Annotated in this window: 18 protein-coding genes and 2 pseudogenes; 7 read left to right on the forward strand and 13 right to left on the reverse strand. The window is 36.3% G+C overall.

The window, feature by feature from the left end; genetic code table 11:
• Positions 1-74 precede the first annotated feature (74 nt).
• On the forward strand, positions 75-584 hold the full coding sequence (locus EZY12_02480; GenBank protein QSX68592.1) for a DUF29 family protein: 510 nt from the start codon (positions 75-77) through the stop codon (positions 582-584).
• Positions 585-650: 66 nt separating this feature from the next.
• Here the strand turns inward: EZY12_02480 and EZY12_02485 are convergent, their stop codons facing one another.
• The gene (locus tag EZY12_02485) at positions 651-2,054 is read right to left on the reverse strand and encodes a HEAT repeat domain-containing protein (protein QSX68593.1); all 1,404 of its coding nucleotides are present in this window, start codon (positions 2,052-2,054) and stop codon (positions 651-653) included.
• 149 nt (positions 2,055-2,203) lie between these two features.
• On the opposite strand from EZY12_02485, the gene EZY12_02490 reads away from it, so the two are divergent.
• The gene (locus tag EZY12_02490; protein QSX70483.1) at positions 2,204-2,488 is read left to right on the forward strand and encodes a DUF427 domain-containing protein; all 285 of its coding nucleotides are present in this window, start codon (positions 2,204-2,206) and stop codon (positions 2,486-2,488) included.
• 733 nt (positions 2,489-3,221) lie between these two features.
• Here EZY12_02490 and EZY12_02495 read toward each other — a convergent pair.
• Positions 3,222-3,656: a molybdopterin-binding protein gene (locus EZY12_02495; protein QSX68594.1), complete on the reverse strand. Its 435-nt coding sequence runs from the start codon at positions 3,654-3,656 to the stop codon at positions 3,222-3,224.
• Positions 3,657-3,921: 265 nt separating this feature from the next.
• On the opposite strand from EZY12_02495, the gene EZY12_02500 reads away from it, so the two are divergent.
• Both EZY12_02500 and EZY12_02505 read left to right on the forward strand, forming a co-directional pair.
• Positions 3,922-4,776 (forward strand): DUF72 domain-containing protein, encoded by an 855-nt coding sequence (locus EZY12_02500; protein QSX68595.1) that lies wholly within the window; start codon positions 3,922-3,924, stop codon positions 4,774-4,776.
• A 32-nt stretch (positions 4,777-4,808) separates the two neighbouring features.
• On the forward strand, positions 4,809-5,237 hold the full coding sequence (locus tag EZY12_02505; GenBank protein QSX68596.1) for a hypothetical protein: 429 nt from the start codon (positions 4,809-4,811) through the stop codon (positions 5,235-5,237).
• 150 nt (positions 5,238-5,387) lie between these two features.
• Here EZY12_02505 and EZY12_02510 read toward each other — a convergent pair whose 3' ends face one another.
• Both EZY12_02510 and EZY12_02515 read right to left on the reverse strand, forming a co-directional pair.
• Complete coding sequence (locus EZY12_02510) at positions 5,388-5,813, reverse strand: PIN domain-containing protein (GenBank protein QSX68597.1); 426 nt, start codon at positions 5,811-5,813, stop codon at positions 5,388-5,390.
• The gene (locus EZY12_02515) at positions 5,810-6,076 is read right to left on the reverse strand and encodes a hypothetical protein (protein QSX68598.1); all 267 of its coding nucleotides are present in this window, start codon (positions 6,074-6,076) and stop codon (positions 5,810-5,812) included. Before EZY12_02515 ends, EZY12_02510 begins: the two co-directional genes overlap by 4 nt.
• A 159-nt stretch (positions 6,077-6,235) precedes the next feature.
• Between EZY12_02515 and EZY12_02520 the strand changes: the two genes are divergently transcribed.
• Together EZY12_02520 and EZY12_02525 are read left to right on the forward strand one after the other, a co-directional pair.
• Entirely contained in the window at positions 6,236-6,463 is a 228-nt protein-coding gene (locus EZY12_02520; protein ID QSX68599.1) for a DUF2281 domain-containing protein, read from the forward strand.
• Positions 6,460-6,838 (forward strand): annotated as a pseudogene (locus EZY12_02525) (type II toxin-antitoxin system VapC family toxin). Before EZY12_02520 ends, EZY12_02525 begins: the two are co-directional and overlap by 4 nt.
• A gap of 62 nt (positions 6,839-6,900) precedes the next feature.
• Here EZY12_02525 and hisA read toward each other — a convergent pair.
• From hisA to EZY12_02540, 3 genes are all read right to left on the reverse strand, one after another.
• Entirely contained in the window at positions 6,901-7,674 is a 774-nt protein-coding gene (hisA, locus tag EZY12_02530) for a 1-(5-phosphoribosyl)-5-[(5-phosphoribosylamino)methylideneamino]imidazole-4-carboxamide isomerase (GenBank protein ID QSX68600.1), read from the reverse strand.
• Between the two features lie 121 nt (positions 7,675-7,795).
• The gene (locus tag EZY12_02535; protein ID QSX68601.1) at positions 7,796-8,119 is read right to left on the reverse strand and encodes a DUF3593 domain-containing protein; all 324 of its coding nucleotides are present in this window, start codon (positions 8,117-8,119) and stop codon (positions 7,796-7,798) included.
• Positions 8,116-8,451, reverse strand: a complete 336-nt coding sequence (locus EZY12_02540) for a DUF2499 domain-containing protein (GenBank protein QSX68602.1) — start codon at positions 8,449-8,451, stop codon at positions 8,116-8,118. Before EZY12_02540 ends, EZY12_02535 begins: the two co-directional genes overlap by 4 nt.
• A 27-nt stretch (positions 8,452-8,478) precedes the next feature.
• On the opposite strand from EZY12_02540, the gene csaB reads away from it, so the two are divergent.
• Positions 8,479-9,525 (forward strand): polysaccharide pyruvyl transferase CsaB, encoded by a 1,047-nt coding sequence (gene csaB, locus EZY12_02545; GenBank protein QSX68603.1) that lies wholly within the window; start codon positions 8,479-8,481, stop codon positions 9,523-9,525.
• A gap of 186 nt (positions 9,526-9,711) precedes the next feature.
• Here the strand turns inward: csaB and EZY12_02550 are convergent, their stop codons facing one another.
• From EZY12_02550 to acs, 6 genes and pseudogenes are all read right to left on the reverse strand, one after another.
• A complete protein-coding gene (locus EZY12_02550; protein ID QSX68604.1) occupies positions 9,712-10,125 on the reverse strand; it encodes a type II toxin-antitoxin system VapC family toxin in 414 nt (137 codons plus the stop codon).
• Positions 10,126-10,138: 13 nt separating this feature from the next.
• Positions 10,139-10,384, reverse strand: a complete 246-nt coding sequence (locus EZY12_02555) for a hypothetical protein (GenBank protein ID QSX68605.1) — start codon at positions 10,382-10,384, stop codon at positions 10,139-10,141.
• A gap of 614 nt (positions 10,385-10,998) precedes the next feature.
• The gene (locus tag EZY12_02560; protein ID QSX68606.1) at positions 10,999-11,580 is read right to left on the reverse strand and encodes a Uma2 family endonuclease; all 582 of its coding nucleotides are present in this window, start codon (positions 11,578-11,580) and stop codon (positions 10,999-11,001) included.
• 58 nt (positions 11,581-11,638) lie between these two features.
• Positions 11,639-12,250 (reverse strand): DUF4365 domain-containing protein, encoded by a 612-nt coding sequence (locus EZY12_02565; GenBank protein QSX68607.1) that lies wholly within the window; start codon positions 12,248-12,250, stop codon positions 11,639-11,641.
• A gap of 4 nt (positions 12,251-12,254) precedes the next feature.
• Positions 12,255-12,733: pseudogene (locus tag EZY12_02570) on the reverse strand (DUF4365 domain-containing protein).
• Positions 12,734-12,849: 116 nt separating this feature from the next.
• Positions 12,850-14,820 carry an acetate--CoA ligase gene (gene acs / locus EZY12_02575; GenBank protein QSX68608.1) on the reverse strand — a complete coding sequence of 657 codons (1,971 nt, stop codon included), beginning with the start codon at positions 14,818-14,820 and terminating at the stop codon, positions 12,850-12,852.
• Between the last annotated feature and the right edge of the window lies 1 nt (position 14,821).

Here is a 14,821-nt window from a genome sequence, read left to right on the forward strand (position 1 = left end):
AGAATCAGGATTTTAGAGATTTACAGAATGAAGATGAGGGTTTTCTCCGTAATTACCATTTATAGGAAATAACAATGACACAAGAATTGATGGAATTAAGACAAAGTATCTTGGAAGGACGTTATGATGATGCGTTGGAAATTGTTGATGATTTGGAGGATATGAGTAAACAGGGAACTTTGCGAAAAATAGAAGCTTTTTTAGTTAGGTTGGTTATTCATCTGATTAAAAATCAACTTGAACAGCGGTTAACTAATTCTTGGATTGCTTCTATTTCTGATTCTGTGATTCAAATTGCTAAATTAAATATTAAAGATAATCAAAAATCCTATTATATTAAATCTGATGAATGGGGTGAATATTTAGTGGAATCTGTAGAAATGGCAATTCGTCCAGCTAGTGCGGAGATTTTTAGTGGGACGTTAAAACCAAGTCAAGTTTCTCAAAGATTGAATCGAGAAGAATTGATTGATTTTGCGGAAAATCTTTTGTTGTTAACTTATGAATATCAACCTAAAGAGTTAGCAAAAATGATTGATAATTATTTAGCAGAATTACCAGGTGGTGAAGATTGGTTTGAGTAATTTTGAAAGGATAGATATTTTGGCTATATTTTTAATTAAGTTTGAAGCTGCTAAACTAATCAAGAATCAGAACTGATGCCAAGCTTGATAAAATTCTGGATAGGGCATATTTTGGGCGCAGTTCCAAATCAGATCATAGTCTTCACTATCTAGTTTATAGCGACGTAAGACTTGTAGCACCAAAGATATATCTTGAGTGCTAGTGACTATCTTCCCTAAGCTTTTAGCTGCTAGTTTATGGGTATATTCATTCTGTGATTTATCCAAAAGTTGCACTAAAGCGGAAATGGCTTTTTCATTGCCCATACCTATATTGCCTAAGCTTTCTACTGCCCAAACAATAGTTTCATCATTTTCTGATGTATTTATAAGTTGCAATAAAGTAGAGATAGATTTTTCATTCCCATGATCTATATTCCCTAAGCTTTCAGCTACTTGTACAAGGATAGATTCATTCTGGGATGTATCCAAGATTTGCACTAAAGCAGCAATGGCTTTTTTATCATCAGCGCCTATTTCTCCTAATATATAAGCTGCTTGACTAAGCGTGTCATCATCTTCTGATGTATCTATAAGTTGGATTAAATCAGCGATCGCTTTTTCGTTATCAGTTTCTATTTTCTGTGGGTTTTTAACCGCTTGCAAAAAGATGGCTTTTTCCTTGTCAGTGTCTATTTTCCCTAATCTATAACCTGCCAACGGACGAGGATATTTATTGTCTGATATATTCAATAATTGTAATAAAGCGGAGATGGCTTTTTCATTGCCAATGCCTATCTTTCCTAAGCTTTCAGCCGCTTGATTACGGGTGTCATTATTCTGTGACATATCCAGAATTTGCACTAAGGCAGATATGGCTTTTTCATGACCCATACCTATTTCCCCTAAACTTTTCATCGCTCGTATACGGATATTTTCCTCCTGTGATGTATCCAGAAGTTGTACTAAAGCATCTATTGCTTTTTCATTACCTATGGCTATTTTCTCTAAACTTGTAATTGCGAGAAAAAGGGTAAAATTATGTTGTAATGTATTTATTAATGGTACTAAAATATCTATAGCTGTTGTGCGCTCGGTTTCTTGCAATCCTACTGTAACTGGTTCTTCAATACTATTAAAACGATAATAATCTAATTTCCAATTAACAAGTTGCTGGACTATTTCATTGGCTTTTTCACAGTCTTTGAATTCAGCAATTGCCGCAGCCGCTAAAAAATAGGCTTGATATCCATAAAAACCTTTACCTTCATATTGCACACAACCATCTTCAAAATCTACCAAAGCTTGAATGAATGCCTCTTTTTCCTGTTTGGGTAAATCTTCGCGCCTAAACCAGGACAATATTGCTGGTTTCCATTGTGGTTCAAAAATGCGGTATTGTTGGGTTTCTACGGGTTGATTTTTATGGTTTCTGGGTAAAAAAAAGTCCCAGTCATCAATCGCTGCTGTTACAAAATCTTTTGGTTCCATAAATTTACTATAAATTAAGCTGCATAAAAGTTATTTCGATAGTTATAGTGGATATTTCACAAAAGCTCATACCAAAATCCAGTATATCACTTCAATAAACAGTCATATTAAATGTAACAATATAAATTGTTAACTTTTTTGAAACTCACATCATGAAAGCAATTTGGAACGGCGCAGTTTTAGCCGAAAGCGATAATACCGTAATTGTCGACAGAAATCATTATTTCCCTGCTGACAGCATTAACAAGCAATACTTCACAGACAGCAGCACCCACACTACTTGTTCTTGGAAAGGAGTTGCTAGTTATTACAGTGTTGAAGTTGATGGACAAATCAATCAAGATGCAGCTTGGTACTATCCTAGTGCTAAAGAGAAAGCTAAAAATATAGAAGGTTATGTTGCTTTCTGGAAAGGTGTAAAAGTTGAAGATTAGATTAATATGAGCGGGGTTTCCCTGCCCTCGATTGTATTTCATCTGACCGAGAACCGCTATGTCTTTTAGCCAGGGAATAAATTCCCTGTCTAATAGCTAAAGTCGGTTAAAACCGACTAATTATTTCGTTGTGATCTAAATCTTTTTCTAATCTTTAGCTATGACAATATCATTAGATTTAATCACAGCATAAGTTACTATATAGCGGTATGCACTTGAATGAGATCCAGTAGTTTCCCCGCCCCTACTATATTGCTATTCTTTTATCCAGGGAATCAATTCCCTGTCTAATAGCTAAAGTCGGTTAAAACCGACTAATTATTTCGTTGTGATCTAAATCTTTTTCTAATCTTTAGCTATGACAATATCATTAGATTTAATCACAGCATAAGTTACTATATAGCGGTATGCACTTGAATGAGATCCAGTAGTTTCCCCGCCCCTACTATATTGCTATTCTTTTATCCAGGGAATAAATTCCCTGTCTAATAGCTAAAGTCGGTTAAAACCGACTAATTATTTCGTTGTGATCTAAATCTTTTTCTCATCTTTAGCTATGACAATATCATTAGATTTAATCACAGCATAAGTTACTATATAGCGGTATGCACTTGAATGAGATCCAGGGATTAAATTTCAAAATACCTGTAGGGGCGGGGTTTCCCCGCCCTCAATTGTATTGCTAAAGTCGGTTAAAACCGACTAATTATTTCGTTGTGATCTAAATCCTTTTCTAATCTTTAGCTATGACAATATCATTAGATTTGATCACAGCATAAGCTTCTGTACCTTCAAATAATTCTAACTCTTCAGCCGAAACTTTAGTAATCATTGAAGTTAACTCAACCCTATGAACAATTTCTAAAGTTACTTCGGTATTAACGCTTCCTGTCGTTATGCGTTTGACAACTCCTTTTAAAACATTACGCGAACTGACTTTTAAAGCTTTTTTGGGACTAACAATCTCAAATTCAGGATGCTTATTTTCTACTTTTTCTTGTGAAGTTGATGATGATATATTCGGTGATGAATATTTATTAAGTCCCCGCACTAACTCCCGCAAAATCTCTGTTTTAGTCCGCTGGGAGTTTTGACAAAACTCTTCTAAAATCTTGCGTTCTTCTTCTGATGTTTGGAATGTCACCCAACCTTGGTCTTTTCTTGGCATAAAATTACTACTTTATTTAGTAAGTAAGTATAATATTTATATAGCAATCCTAAATAATTTCTGAAAAATAAAATAGTAAGTAGTGTAGGGTGGGCAATACCCACCAGAGGCTGGTTTTAGTGGGCAATGCCCACCCTACGTATAGTATGGCTACGCTACGCAAGCTATCAAAAATCAAATAGGAATCCTATACAATACTAGCAAGAGTCAATGTTTTTTACTTACTTGTATAATTGAATAGAACATATCAAAGCATTTTAATTTTGTGAACTTTTATATCGGGTGTGCAGTTTGGGCTTATAAAGGTTGGGGGGGTAAACTTTATCCCCCAGGGACTCGCAGTGGTGACTTCTTAAATCTTTACAGTCGTCGCTTTACTACTGTAGAAGGAAACACTACTTTCTATGCTACACCTAATGCAGAAACTGTTACCCGTTGGGCGACGGAAACACCACCAGGGTTTGAATTTTGTCTGAAATTACCTAAAAATATCACCCACCAAAAATTACTACAACCCCATATTTCCGAAGCTTTAGCTTTTTTAGAGCAAATGCGCCCTTTAGGTACGCATTTGGGTTCTCTATTTGCCCAACTCCCTCCCAGCTATTCTCCGGCTTTACTGGAGGATTTGATGGCTTTTTTGACGGCTTGGCCACGTTCAGAGACACCCTTAGCATTGGAAGTTAGACATATTGACTGGTTTCAAGAACCTCATGCTAGTAATTTGACAAGTTTGCTAGAGGAATTAGGGGTAGGGAGGGTATTATTAGATTCACGTCCCATTTATACCGGAGATGATGACCCACAGTTATTATCAGAACGACGTAAACCTAAATTACCTGTGCAATTTAGTGTCACCGCGCCCTTTACTTTGATTCGCTTCATTTCTCACCCACAGTTATCAATGAATCAGATATTTATGGAAGAGTGGGTTAGGCAAATTCAAGAATGGTTACAAGCAGGAATAAAAATTTATTTCTTTGTGCATTGTCCCACGGAAGATATGTCTCCTATTAATGCTCGTTATTTCCAACAGTTATTAGAAGAAAGTGGTGTAGTCGTTCCCCCTCTTCCTGGGAACAATTTGCAACAATCTCCTCATCAACTCAGTTTGTGGTAATAAAATAATAATTAACACCAAAGGATCTGAAAATGAATCGGCTGCTTTATGAAAGTTCTGTGTCATATAAAGGATATTTAATTATCCCTTTTATTTTTGGTAAATTTGATGATTATGAAATTTATTCATATAAGTTATTGGCAGAAAATGGGCATAAAAGCCGATTTCATGCTGCGGACAATCCAGCAAAAATGTATGGTAATACTGTTACCAATATTCTTGATATTGCTAAAGAACATATTGATATAAAGATAGACTTTATAAATCAAGGTGATTATTTTAAAACTCGCTATATTTATCGTCATAATCTAATTATTGTTTATCAAAAAAATGGTAGATGTTATTATGACCATTATGCACCAGAATCATTAATTAATATTGCTGCACCCAAATTATTTTCATCATCTTATGAATGTTTAAATTGGGTACAAAAAGGTTTAGATGGGAGAAATAAAGGTTAATGTTACTATAATTAAAACTATTTTATTCCGGGTATATTGCCTGTCAATTTTATTAATTATGGCATTTTTCTTGCTCATAATTACACTCATTTAATAGTGGATCTGACGTTGTGTCAATTAATACAGATGACCATGATTGAAACAAATCTTTCATTCTAAATAGATTCTTTGAAAAGGTTGTTTTCGATAACGACGGTAAATATCAAAATCACTGTCTAATGTAATAATTGCGGAAATATTTAACCTTTCAGAGATAGCAATTAGAGATAGGTCAGCAAAATCACCAGGTAAATCAGCGTACTGTTCATTGAGTTGTCTGATTCGAGTAAAGTCTTCTGGTAACAAAGGAATACATTGATAAAGTTTTTGTGCTAAATCGTTGAGAAATTCATTTTGTGTCCGATAATCTTTATTCAAAAGATACATTACTTCAGTCACACAAGGAATGGTAGTAATTAGTTGACTTGAACATTGCTCAAAAAAATTAAAAACTGAGTTATGATAATTGTCTTTAGCACTGTAATAAGCTACTAAAATACTGCTATCAGTGAGAATAATAGGGGGATAATCTTTCATTGATTATATTGTTGATGACGATTTTCAATATATTCAGCAACGATTTTTTTACGGGTTTCTCGTAATGATAAATCAGCAGGAGCATCTTGTAGGATATTTTGAGGATGACCTCCTCTACGTTCCGCTAAGGTTTGGCGAGGTTTTAATGTTTGCCAATGTTGGTGAATTAGTTTTTTAAGCAGTTCTTCAGATGTCATATTTTCTTGAGTCATGATTTCTGCTAGGTAGGTTTCTGTTTCTCGATCTAGGTTGATAGATAACATTGTTACTTCCTGTGATAGTCTTTTATATTTTATAATATTTTTAAGGATATCTAATTATTTTTTTGTTTTTGAAAAATTTAATTATAATCATTATGTACCATTTTGATGACTAAGAAAAGGTTAACCTATGTCAGAATAAAAGCATAGAGTTTGCAGGTTATGACAATGAGTATTTTAGAAACCATTATCAGAGAACTATCATCAGCACCAGAAGCATTGCTATTGCAGGTTTTCAGCTTTATCCAGTCTGCAAAAGATGATTCTACTTTAGAATCCAATTCCTCTAGTTTGCCACGAATTCCAGGCTTACATCAAGGAGAAATTTGGATAAGTGATGATTTTAATGATCCTTTACCGGATGAATTTTGGTTAGGTGAAGATGAATGAAAGTTTTGATTGATACTCATGTATTTATTTGGTGGACAAGTGATTCTCAAAAGCTCTCACTTCTGGTTTACAATCTTCTCGGTGATTCCAATACTCAAGTATTTTTAAGTGTTGTCAGTATTTGGGAAATGCAAATTAAGTTATCTTTGGGTAAGCTTCAGTTAAAAACGGCGTTACCTGAACTTATTGAGGATGAGATTAAGCGCAATCGAATTAAGTTGTTACCTCTGGATTTATCTCATATTTATTAATCTATCTAACCATCATCGAGATCCTTTTGATCGCTTGTTGATATCTCAATCACAGAGCGAAAAATTAGTAATTGTCAGTATTGATGCGAAATTTGATGGTTATGAGATAGAGCGATTATGGTAAATTATATTTTTCATAATTTTTGTAGAGAAATTCCAGAGAATATCTCTACAATCTTTTTCATTTTAAGCAATATTAGAAAAACCTAAATCAGGAGGAATATCTTGCAGTCTTCCTGGTCCGATAGCTTGTAATCCTTCTTTGAGGATAATATCACCAGTATACAAGGCTTTACCGACTATCACACCTGTTACACCTTGAGGTTCTAAAGCTAATAAACTTAATAAATCGATGACAGAACTTACACCACCAGAAGCAATTACGGGTATGGAAATTGCCCCAGCGAGTTCTCGTAATGCGTCTAAATTCGGGCCTTCTAAAGTACCATCACGGTTGATATCAGTGTAAATGATGGCTGCTGCACCTAATTCTTGCATTTGTACAGCTAATTGGGTGGCTAATACTGTTGATGTTTCCAACCAACCACGAGTAGCAACTAAGCCATTACGGGCATCTATGCCAATAATAATCTGTTCGGGAAATTCTGCACAGAGTTCTTGGACTAGCTGGGGTTGTTCGACGGCGACAGTGCCAAGAATTGCCCAATTGACACCCAGATTAAATAATTGTACAACACTGGAGCGATCGCGCAATCCTCCCCCAACTTCAATGGGTATATCAAGTTCATTTCTAATGGCTTCAATGGCTGCTAAGTTAACGATTTTCCCAGCCTTCGCGCCGTCTAAATCAACTAAATGTAGTCTTGTCGCGCCTTGGTCTGCCCACATTTTGGCAACTTCCAGGGGGTTTTCGCTGAATACTTGAGATTGTGCGTAATCTCCTTTGTATAGTCGCACGCAGCGACCTTCTAGTAAATCAATTGCGGGGATTACTTCCATAATTTGTCAGTTGTCAGTTGTTAGTTGTCAGTTGTTAGTTGTCAGTTGTCAGTTGTCAGTTGTTAGTTGTTAGTTGTCAGTTGTTAGTTGTCAGTTGTCAGTTGTTAGTTGTCAGTTGTGATTAAATAATTATTCTCTGTTCCCTGTTCCGGTGTTCCCTGTTCCCTAATTCTTGTACTGCTTGGCGAAAGCCTAATACTAGTAAGATATTAGCAAGGGTTAAAAATACTTCGGCACTGCCATGCAACCAGTCTACATTGGCTAGTTGTTCTCCATACTGCATTTTGGCGTAAATGGCGGCGGGAATGGTGATAGCCACAAATACCAATGTCCCGTAAAATCCATATAGGGCTAAACGTGGCATTTGTGGACTGCGGCTGATAAACCACAAGAAACCCAAGTAGGGAAACAAAGACAGGGCAAAGAGGGCTTCTTTTGATATCATTGTTCTGATTTGATAGATTGTGTCTCAATGGGGCTTACAGACTTGGTGGAACGCCAAATTATATAAGCTGCTGCCCAGAGAGTAAAGTTACCAACTAATGTCATGGTAGCTTGGAGGGTGACAACCCATTCTAAAGATTCGGAATTGTCGAAATAATGCCAAGTGCAAGCACACATTGCGCTAATTAAAGCTGGTAACATGGCAAAGGATAATCCCCACCAACTCCGATTTTCTGTCAGTTCACCGTATCTCCAAATTAGCCAAATTGCGGCTATCCACTCAATGACGCTAGAAATATGAATTATCCAGGTGGGAATTGAAAGGGCGTGCATAATTAATTTAAAATCTAAAATCTAAAAATGGGGAAAATGCGGGTTTTATTGTCTGGGTATTACGGTAAAGGTAATGGTGGTGATGAAGCTTTGTTAGCCACACTTCTGCAAATGTTACCATCTGATGTTACGCCGGTGGTGCTTTCTGGAAATCCTGAAGAAACTCATCGGCATTATGGTGTGGAATGTTACAACCGCATGGCGTTTTTGTCCGTTTTTAAGGCTTTGCGTTCTTGTGATGCTTTTGTTTGGGGTGGAGGAAGTTTAATTCAAGATGTGACTAGTACCATTAGCCCTTTTTATTATGGGGGATTGATGGCTTTAGCTCAAGTTATGGGTTTGAAAACTGTGGCTTGGGGACAGGGTATAGGTCCTCTGTTACATTATCCAACTCGGTTTTTAGCCAGGAGAAATTTTGCAGGTTGTACTCATGTGAGTGTGCGCGATCGCTCTAGTTCTGCATTATTATCAAATTGGAGTATACCTCATATTATTGCACCTGACCCGGTTTGGGCATTGGAATCGAAGCCAGTCCCGAAATTAGTAGATTTACCAAAACCCAGAATTGCAGTTACTTTAAGAAATCATCCTCAATTAACAGAAAATCGGTTAATAAATTTAACTCAGGCTTTAGTTAATTTGCAGAAAGAGACCCAAGCTTTTATTCTCTTATTACCATTTCAAAAAAGCGAAGATTTAGGAATTGCGGAAAAAATTCACACTCAATTAAAAGATGTGAGTAGAGTTATTTGTTCAGAAGATCCGCAAATTTTAAAAGGTGTATTTCGCGGTGTGGAAATGTCCATAGGAATGCGTCTTCATAGTTTAATTATGGCAGCTAGTGAAGGTTCTCGTTGTTTTGCATTGAGTTATGATCCTAAAGTCAACCGATTAATGGAAGATTTAGACATACCTGGCTGGGATTTAAAGGATTTACCAGATGATGTAGATTTAATTAGTAAAACTTGGATTAATTATTATGATCATGGTGCATCTTTGTCATCGGAGAAAATCCAATCTTTGGTAGATAAGGCTTTTTTGCATCGGGATTTATTAAAGGAAGCGTTAAAATGAAATTTAGCTAAATTTGAGATCGTAGACATTTGTAGGTGTCAGCGTCCAAATATGAGAATTTAAAGGCATACTCTCAGCACCAATCCGGGTTTTTTAGTTTAGATGGTGAGTCTATGCCTTTTCATCTGTCTGGGGTGTGGGGGTATCAGCAATATCGCTCTTATAAACCCATAGATAATTTGATTTTTAATCTTTAAACAATATCAGAAATCCCTCTTGTGTAAAATGTTTATCATGGGTTAAAATTTCCATGATGTTGAGATTTTTCATTGTTATCATAGAAATACAGTCTGTTAAACTATATCCTTTATCAAATCTTTGTTGAAATAACTCTAAACCTGCTAGAAATGATTCATGAGTCTGAGGTATTACTTGAATATTATGATCTTGAATAATTTGAACTACTAGCCGAGAAACTGCTACTCTCATTGGTGTGGGAAAGGAAGCAAAAAAATTTATTGTTTCTGTTAAAACTTCCTCTGTTGTAATAATTTCAATATTTTCAAGATTAACCCTATAGCTTTTTACAGGCTGATACCACGAATCACTTTTATTAATCAACGCTATCCAATAAAACGTATCTGCAAAAACTCTTTTCATTATTTATTGTCTATTATTGTATGGATTTTTGTTGATAAAGATAGTAATCATGTTTTTCTGCTCCATCAGTAGGAAGTGTTTCTAAGACTTCTTCAGGAATGTCTTTAATAATATCATCAGCTACTTCCCAAATAGGTTTATATTCAGTTGGTTTCGAGTTGGTTTTTTCTTTGATAGCACGAACGAAATTAAGTATTTGGGTTAGTTCAATTTCTGGTATTTGCTGTATTTCTTGTATAATTAGTTCTTTGGTTTGCATAAGATGATGGTATTTTAAGGGATGACTAATATGATTTTAGCAAGAGTTTTGCAAAGAAGTATAAACAAAAGGCCAAGCCAGAAAAAAGAAATCATTGGGGAAGTTGGTTTTTTACCATAATAGTTTGTTTATGCCTTTTCATCTGTCTGAAGTTTGTTTTTGGCGATTAAATATTTTGAGACTTGACAAGATGTAAAAACTATGTTATGATTACGAGTCTATCCGCGCATATATAGTATAATTTTGTATTATTAACATCATTAAATATCCCTAATTTCTTTGATCCAATCATGCTGTATCAAAATCAATTATCCTAGAAGTTGAGGATCTAAATCCTGTTAATCCTTAAATCCTGTAAATCCTGATATGGCTTGCGCCACGCTACGCTATCAGACAAAATATTATTTCATCATGTTACAACCAGGCAAATGTTTAAAACAACGTCCTCATTTTGTTATGGAAGCAGAAATTGGTATTGGAGGTTTTGGTGTTACTTATAAAGCAAAACATCAAGATTTGAATTTTCCCGTTGTTATTACGTTCTCGCTACAGTTCAGGGTTTACATTTAACTTGTGATTTTATTGTTTACTCTGCTGCTTTGTATAGTTGATATTTATTCAGATTTAAAATCAATTTTGTCATAAATATCTACCAGAGAAATTTGACAAGGAACAGAAGTTAAATTTAAAGTATCATTAATATCTTCATATTCTAAAAACGTCCATTTTTTATTATCAGTTTTCACGTATTGTTCAACGTGAATTGTATATTGATCAATTAAAATATATTCTTGAAAATTGCCAATAGTCCGATAAGCTGCAAATTTTTCATCTCTATCATAACCTTTAGTAGATTTTGATAAGACTTCAGCTATCATCACAGGGTTAGTGATAGTGTCATTTCTTCCTTCTTCAAATATTAGAGGAGTTTGGACAACCATGACATCAGGATAAGTATGAATCCGTCGTTTAGGAATCCAAAGCCGTTGGTCTGTATAATAGACTTCGTAAGGCTGACGCTTGAGGGCAAAATGTATGGCAACATATAAATTACCAGCTATTTTATTATGACTTGGTGTTCCGCCTGTCATGGGTATAATTAGACCATCAATATATTCGTGACGTAGTTCTGAATTTACCTCAAATTCCAGGTATTCTTCAGGTGAATAGTAGCGTGTTTCTTGTGCAAGAGTCATGATATTCATATCCTCAAAATACTTTTTGCATTTCCTTTGATTAGTTCTTGTTTTGCTGTCATGACTTTACATCGTTTATTTCGTGATTTATATCATTTTTATTTGAGTGTTTTTTTGTAAGTTGTTTTAGCTGTTTAAGTACCCGATAACGGTTACGTCCTGATATTACATCATCGGTTGGTTGATTTTCATAATCAGTTGGTTGATTCTCGTACCATTGATTCACCACAGAAACAATATCATTTATTGCCTCGTTGGTTAATTTTCTAAATTCTGGATTTGGATTTAACTTCAGTTTGTTACTTTTTTCTTGATCAAGAATTGGTTCGAGAATCCATTTGTAATATCCATTATCATTATCCAGAGTAAAGAAAAATAGACATATTGGAAAATTACACTTTGTAAATCGTGATTGCAGAACATTTATATCTGCTCCTTCTATATTGAAAATATCATCATTTTGAATTATTTTAGGTGTGGATTTTACAGCTTTTATTTCCACACCAAAAAGCCTATTAATATCCTCACCTTTTTTGCTAATGGAAACTAGAACATCTAAATCATAATCTTTTGTATCTCTATAAACAATCAAATCATCACGTTCAGTTAAAGATACTATTGCTAAAGCTTTTGAACGTAAACCAATATACCAAGGTTGTTCTGTTTGCATTGCTTCATCTCCATTTAAACTGGGAACTTAAATTGTTTTGTTTATTCTGTGTATAAGGTTTCCAGAAATCATTGACTTCATTCCAAAGGATTTCTCTATTTTGTTTATCAATAGGAAATTCAGTAGATAGGCTTGAGAGAGATTTTAAATTTTCTCCATTAGCAGAAACTATATAACCTGTTCTTTGAATTTCATCAATTCCAACTATATAAGTTGGTGCTGGATAAGATGCTATACCAATTACAGATTTTTTTTCTACTTTCACATTGAGGCGGTTATTTTTAGTACAACCTTGTCTGGTAGTTTTGACTTGTACAAAGAAATAGGGAACACAAGAAACAGCACCTACTCAACAATAAAATCAACATACTGCCATTTATCTCCTAAAAACTGTGGCTTAAAAATTGGACCATCATCAGAGTGAAATTCTGTGATTAAAAGGTTAAATAACCATTCACCTCTTTGTCCTAGTGCATCCCTCATTTTCTTATATATATCCCTATTTTAATTGAAGTTATAATTTTATTCATATAATAACAGGGTAGGCAATTTTGCCCACCCCATACAGATTTTACACAGTTATACGAAACTAACCTAAATTAATTCCCTTCCCGCAACTTATCCAAAACACCACGATCTTCAAGAGTCGAAGTATCCCCGGATATTTCCTGACCTGCTGCCAGATTCCGCAATAAACGCCGCATAATCTTACCAGAACGGGTTTTCGGTAACGCATCAGTAAACCTGATTTCACCAGGTCGAGCGATCGCCCCTATTTCATTAACAACGTGCTTCTTGAGTTCCTTACTCAACTCCTCACTGGCTTGATAAGTCCCCTGCAAAGTCACAAAAGCCACAACTTCCTCACCCTTTAACTCATCCGGTTTACCGACAACAGCAGCCTCAGCTACCGCCGGATGAGACACCAAAGCAGATTCTACTTCCATCGTTCCTAGGCGGTGTCCAGACACATTCAGGACATCATCGACGCGCCCCATGACCCAGAAATAGCCATCTTCATCCTTTCTTGCACCATCGCCAGCAAAGTACGTATAATTACCATCTTGGGGTGGAATATGTTCCCAGTAGGTGCGACGGAAACGATCTGGATCACCATACACATTCCGCATCATCCCTGGCCAAGGATGACGAATCGCTAAATAACCGCCTTCATTTTCTGGAACAGAATTACCTGACAAATCCACAACATCCGCGATAATACCAGGGAAAGGCAGGGTAGCTGAACCTGGTTTAGTGGCAATTGCCCCAGGTAGAGGTGTAATCATTATTCCACCTGTTTCCGTTTGCCACCAAGTATCCACAATCGGACAGCGTTCACCACCGATGATTTTGTGATACCACATCCAAGCTTCAGGGTTGATAGGTTCACCCACACTTCCCAATAAACGCAGAGAAGAAAGATTCCGGGCTTTGGGTAAATGTTCACCCATTTTGATAAAGGCGCGAATTGCCGTTGGTGCAGTATAAAAAGTTGTTACACCATATTTTTCAATCACATCCCAGAAACAACCAGGATTAGAGGCACGGGGCGCACCTTCATACATGAGAGTGGTTGCACCGTTGGAAAGGGGACCATAAACTATATAGCTGTGTCCAGTAATCCAACCTACATCAGCAGTACACCAATATACATCTGTGTCTTGGAGATCAAAAATCCATTTGCTGGTGATATGACTATATAAGTTATAACCGCCTGTGGTATGAACTATCCCCTTCGGTTTGCCCGTACTACCGGAAGTGTAGAGAACAAACAGCATATCCTCGCTGTCCATTGGTTCTGCGGGACAATCAGCAGAAACGCCTTTTTGTAAATCGTGCCACCAATGGTCCCGTCCCGCTGCCATCGGTGTCGTTTGATTTGTACGTTTCACCACTAGCACATCTGTAACGCTGGGGACTGCGTTATTGTCTAAAGCTTTATCTACCTGCTCTTTGAGAGGGACAATTGCATCTTTGCGCCAACCACCATCGGCTGTGATTACTAATTTAGCTTCTGTATCGTTCAAGCGATCGCGCAAAGCTTCAGCACTAAAACCACCAAACACAACGCTATGGGGTGCGCCAATTCTCGCACAGGCTAACATAGCAATAGCTGCTTCGGGAATCATTGGCATATAGATACCAATGCGATCGCCTTTTTTTGCTCCCAACTGCTTCAATACATTAGCAAATTGACAAACTTCTCGATGTAATTGGGCATAAGTCAGAGTCCGTGAATCTCCCGGTTCACCTTCCCAAATCAAAGCCGCCTTATTTTTCCGCCAAGTGGTAAGGTGTCTGTCAAGACAGTTGTAAGAAATATTAATCTTACCGTTGACAAACCACTTAGCAAAAGGTGGTTGCCAATCTAGCACAGTGTCCCATTTTTGAAACCAATCTAACTCAGATTCTGCTAATTCTGCCCAAAATTGCTGAGGATCAGCTTTTGCTTTGTCGTAAAGACGCTGATAGTCTGCTAAACTTTTGATCTGGGCTTTTTCCGAAAAATCACTAGCAGGCTGAAATAGCCGCTTTTCCTGTAAAATGGATTCTATAGTTGGTTGAGACATA

It is taken from the genome of Dolichospermum sp. DET69 (genome assembly GCA_017355425.1).
Taxonomy (GTDB): Bacteria; Cyanobacteriota; Cyanobacteriia; order Cyanobacteriales; family Nostocaceae; genus Dolichospermum.

Coding starts and splice junctions, on each gene's coding strand:
- EZY12_02480 (QSX68592.1), top strand. CDS start 75: ATGACACAAGAATTGATGGAATTAAGACAAAGTATCTTGGAAGGACGT.
- EZY12_02485 (QSX68593.1), bottom strand. CDS start 2,054: ATGGAACCAAAAGATTTTGTAACAGCAGCGATTGATGACTGGGACTTT.
- EZY12_02495 (QSX68594.1), bottom strand. CDS start 3,656: ATGCCAAGAAAAGACCAAGGTTGGGTGACATTCCAAACATCAGAAGAA.
- EZY12_02505 (QSX68596.1), top strand. CDS start 4,809: ATGAATCGGCTGCTTTATGAAAGTTCTGTGTCATATAAAGGATATTTA.
- EZY12_02510 (QSX68597.1), bottom strand. CDS start 5,813: ATGAAAGATTATCCCCCTATTATTCTCACTGATAGCAGTATTTTAGTA.
- EZY12_02515 (QSX68598.1), bottom strand. CDS start 6,076: ATGTTATCTATCAACCTAGATCGAGAAACAGAAACCTACCTAGCAGAA.
- EZY12_02520 (QSX68599.1), top strand. CDS start 6,236: ATGACAATGAGTATTTTAGAAACCATTATCAGAGAACTATCATCAGCA.
- hisA (QSX68600.1), bottom strand. CDS start 7,674: ATGGAAGTAATCCCCGCAATTGATTTACTAGAAGGTCGCTGCGTGCGA.
- EZY12_02535 (QSX68601.1), bottom strand. CDS start 8,119: ATGATATCAAAAGAAGCCCTCTTTGCCCTGTCTTTGTTTCCCTACTTG.
- EZY12_02540 (QSX68602.1), bottom strand. CDS start 8,451: ATGCACGCCCTTTCAATTCCCACCTGGATAATTCATATTTCTAGCGTC.
- csaB (QSX68603.1), top strand. CDS start 8,479: ATGGGGAAAATGCGGGTTTTATTGTCTGGGTATTACGGTAAAGGTAAT.
- EZY12_02550 (QSX68604.1), bottom strand. CDS start 10,125: ATGAAAAGAGTTTTTGCAGATACGTTTTATTGGATAGCGTTGATTAAT.
- EZY12_02555 (QSX68605.1), bottom strand. CDS start 10,384: ATGCAAACCAAAGAACTAATTATACAAGAAATACAGCAAATACCAGAA.
- EZY12_02560 (QSX68606.1), bottom strand. CDS start 11,580: ATGACTCTTGCACAAGAAACACGCTACTATTCACCTGAAGAATACCTG.
- EZY12_02565 (QSX68607.1), bottom strand. CDS start 12,250: ATGCAAACAGAACAACCTTGGTATATTGGTTTACGTTCAAAAGCTTTA.
- acs (QSX68608.1), bottom strand. CDS start 14,820: ATGTCTCAACCAACTATAGAATCCATTTTACAGGAAAAGCGGCTATTT.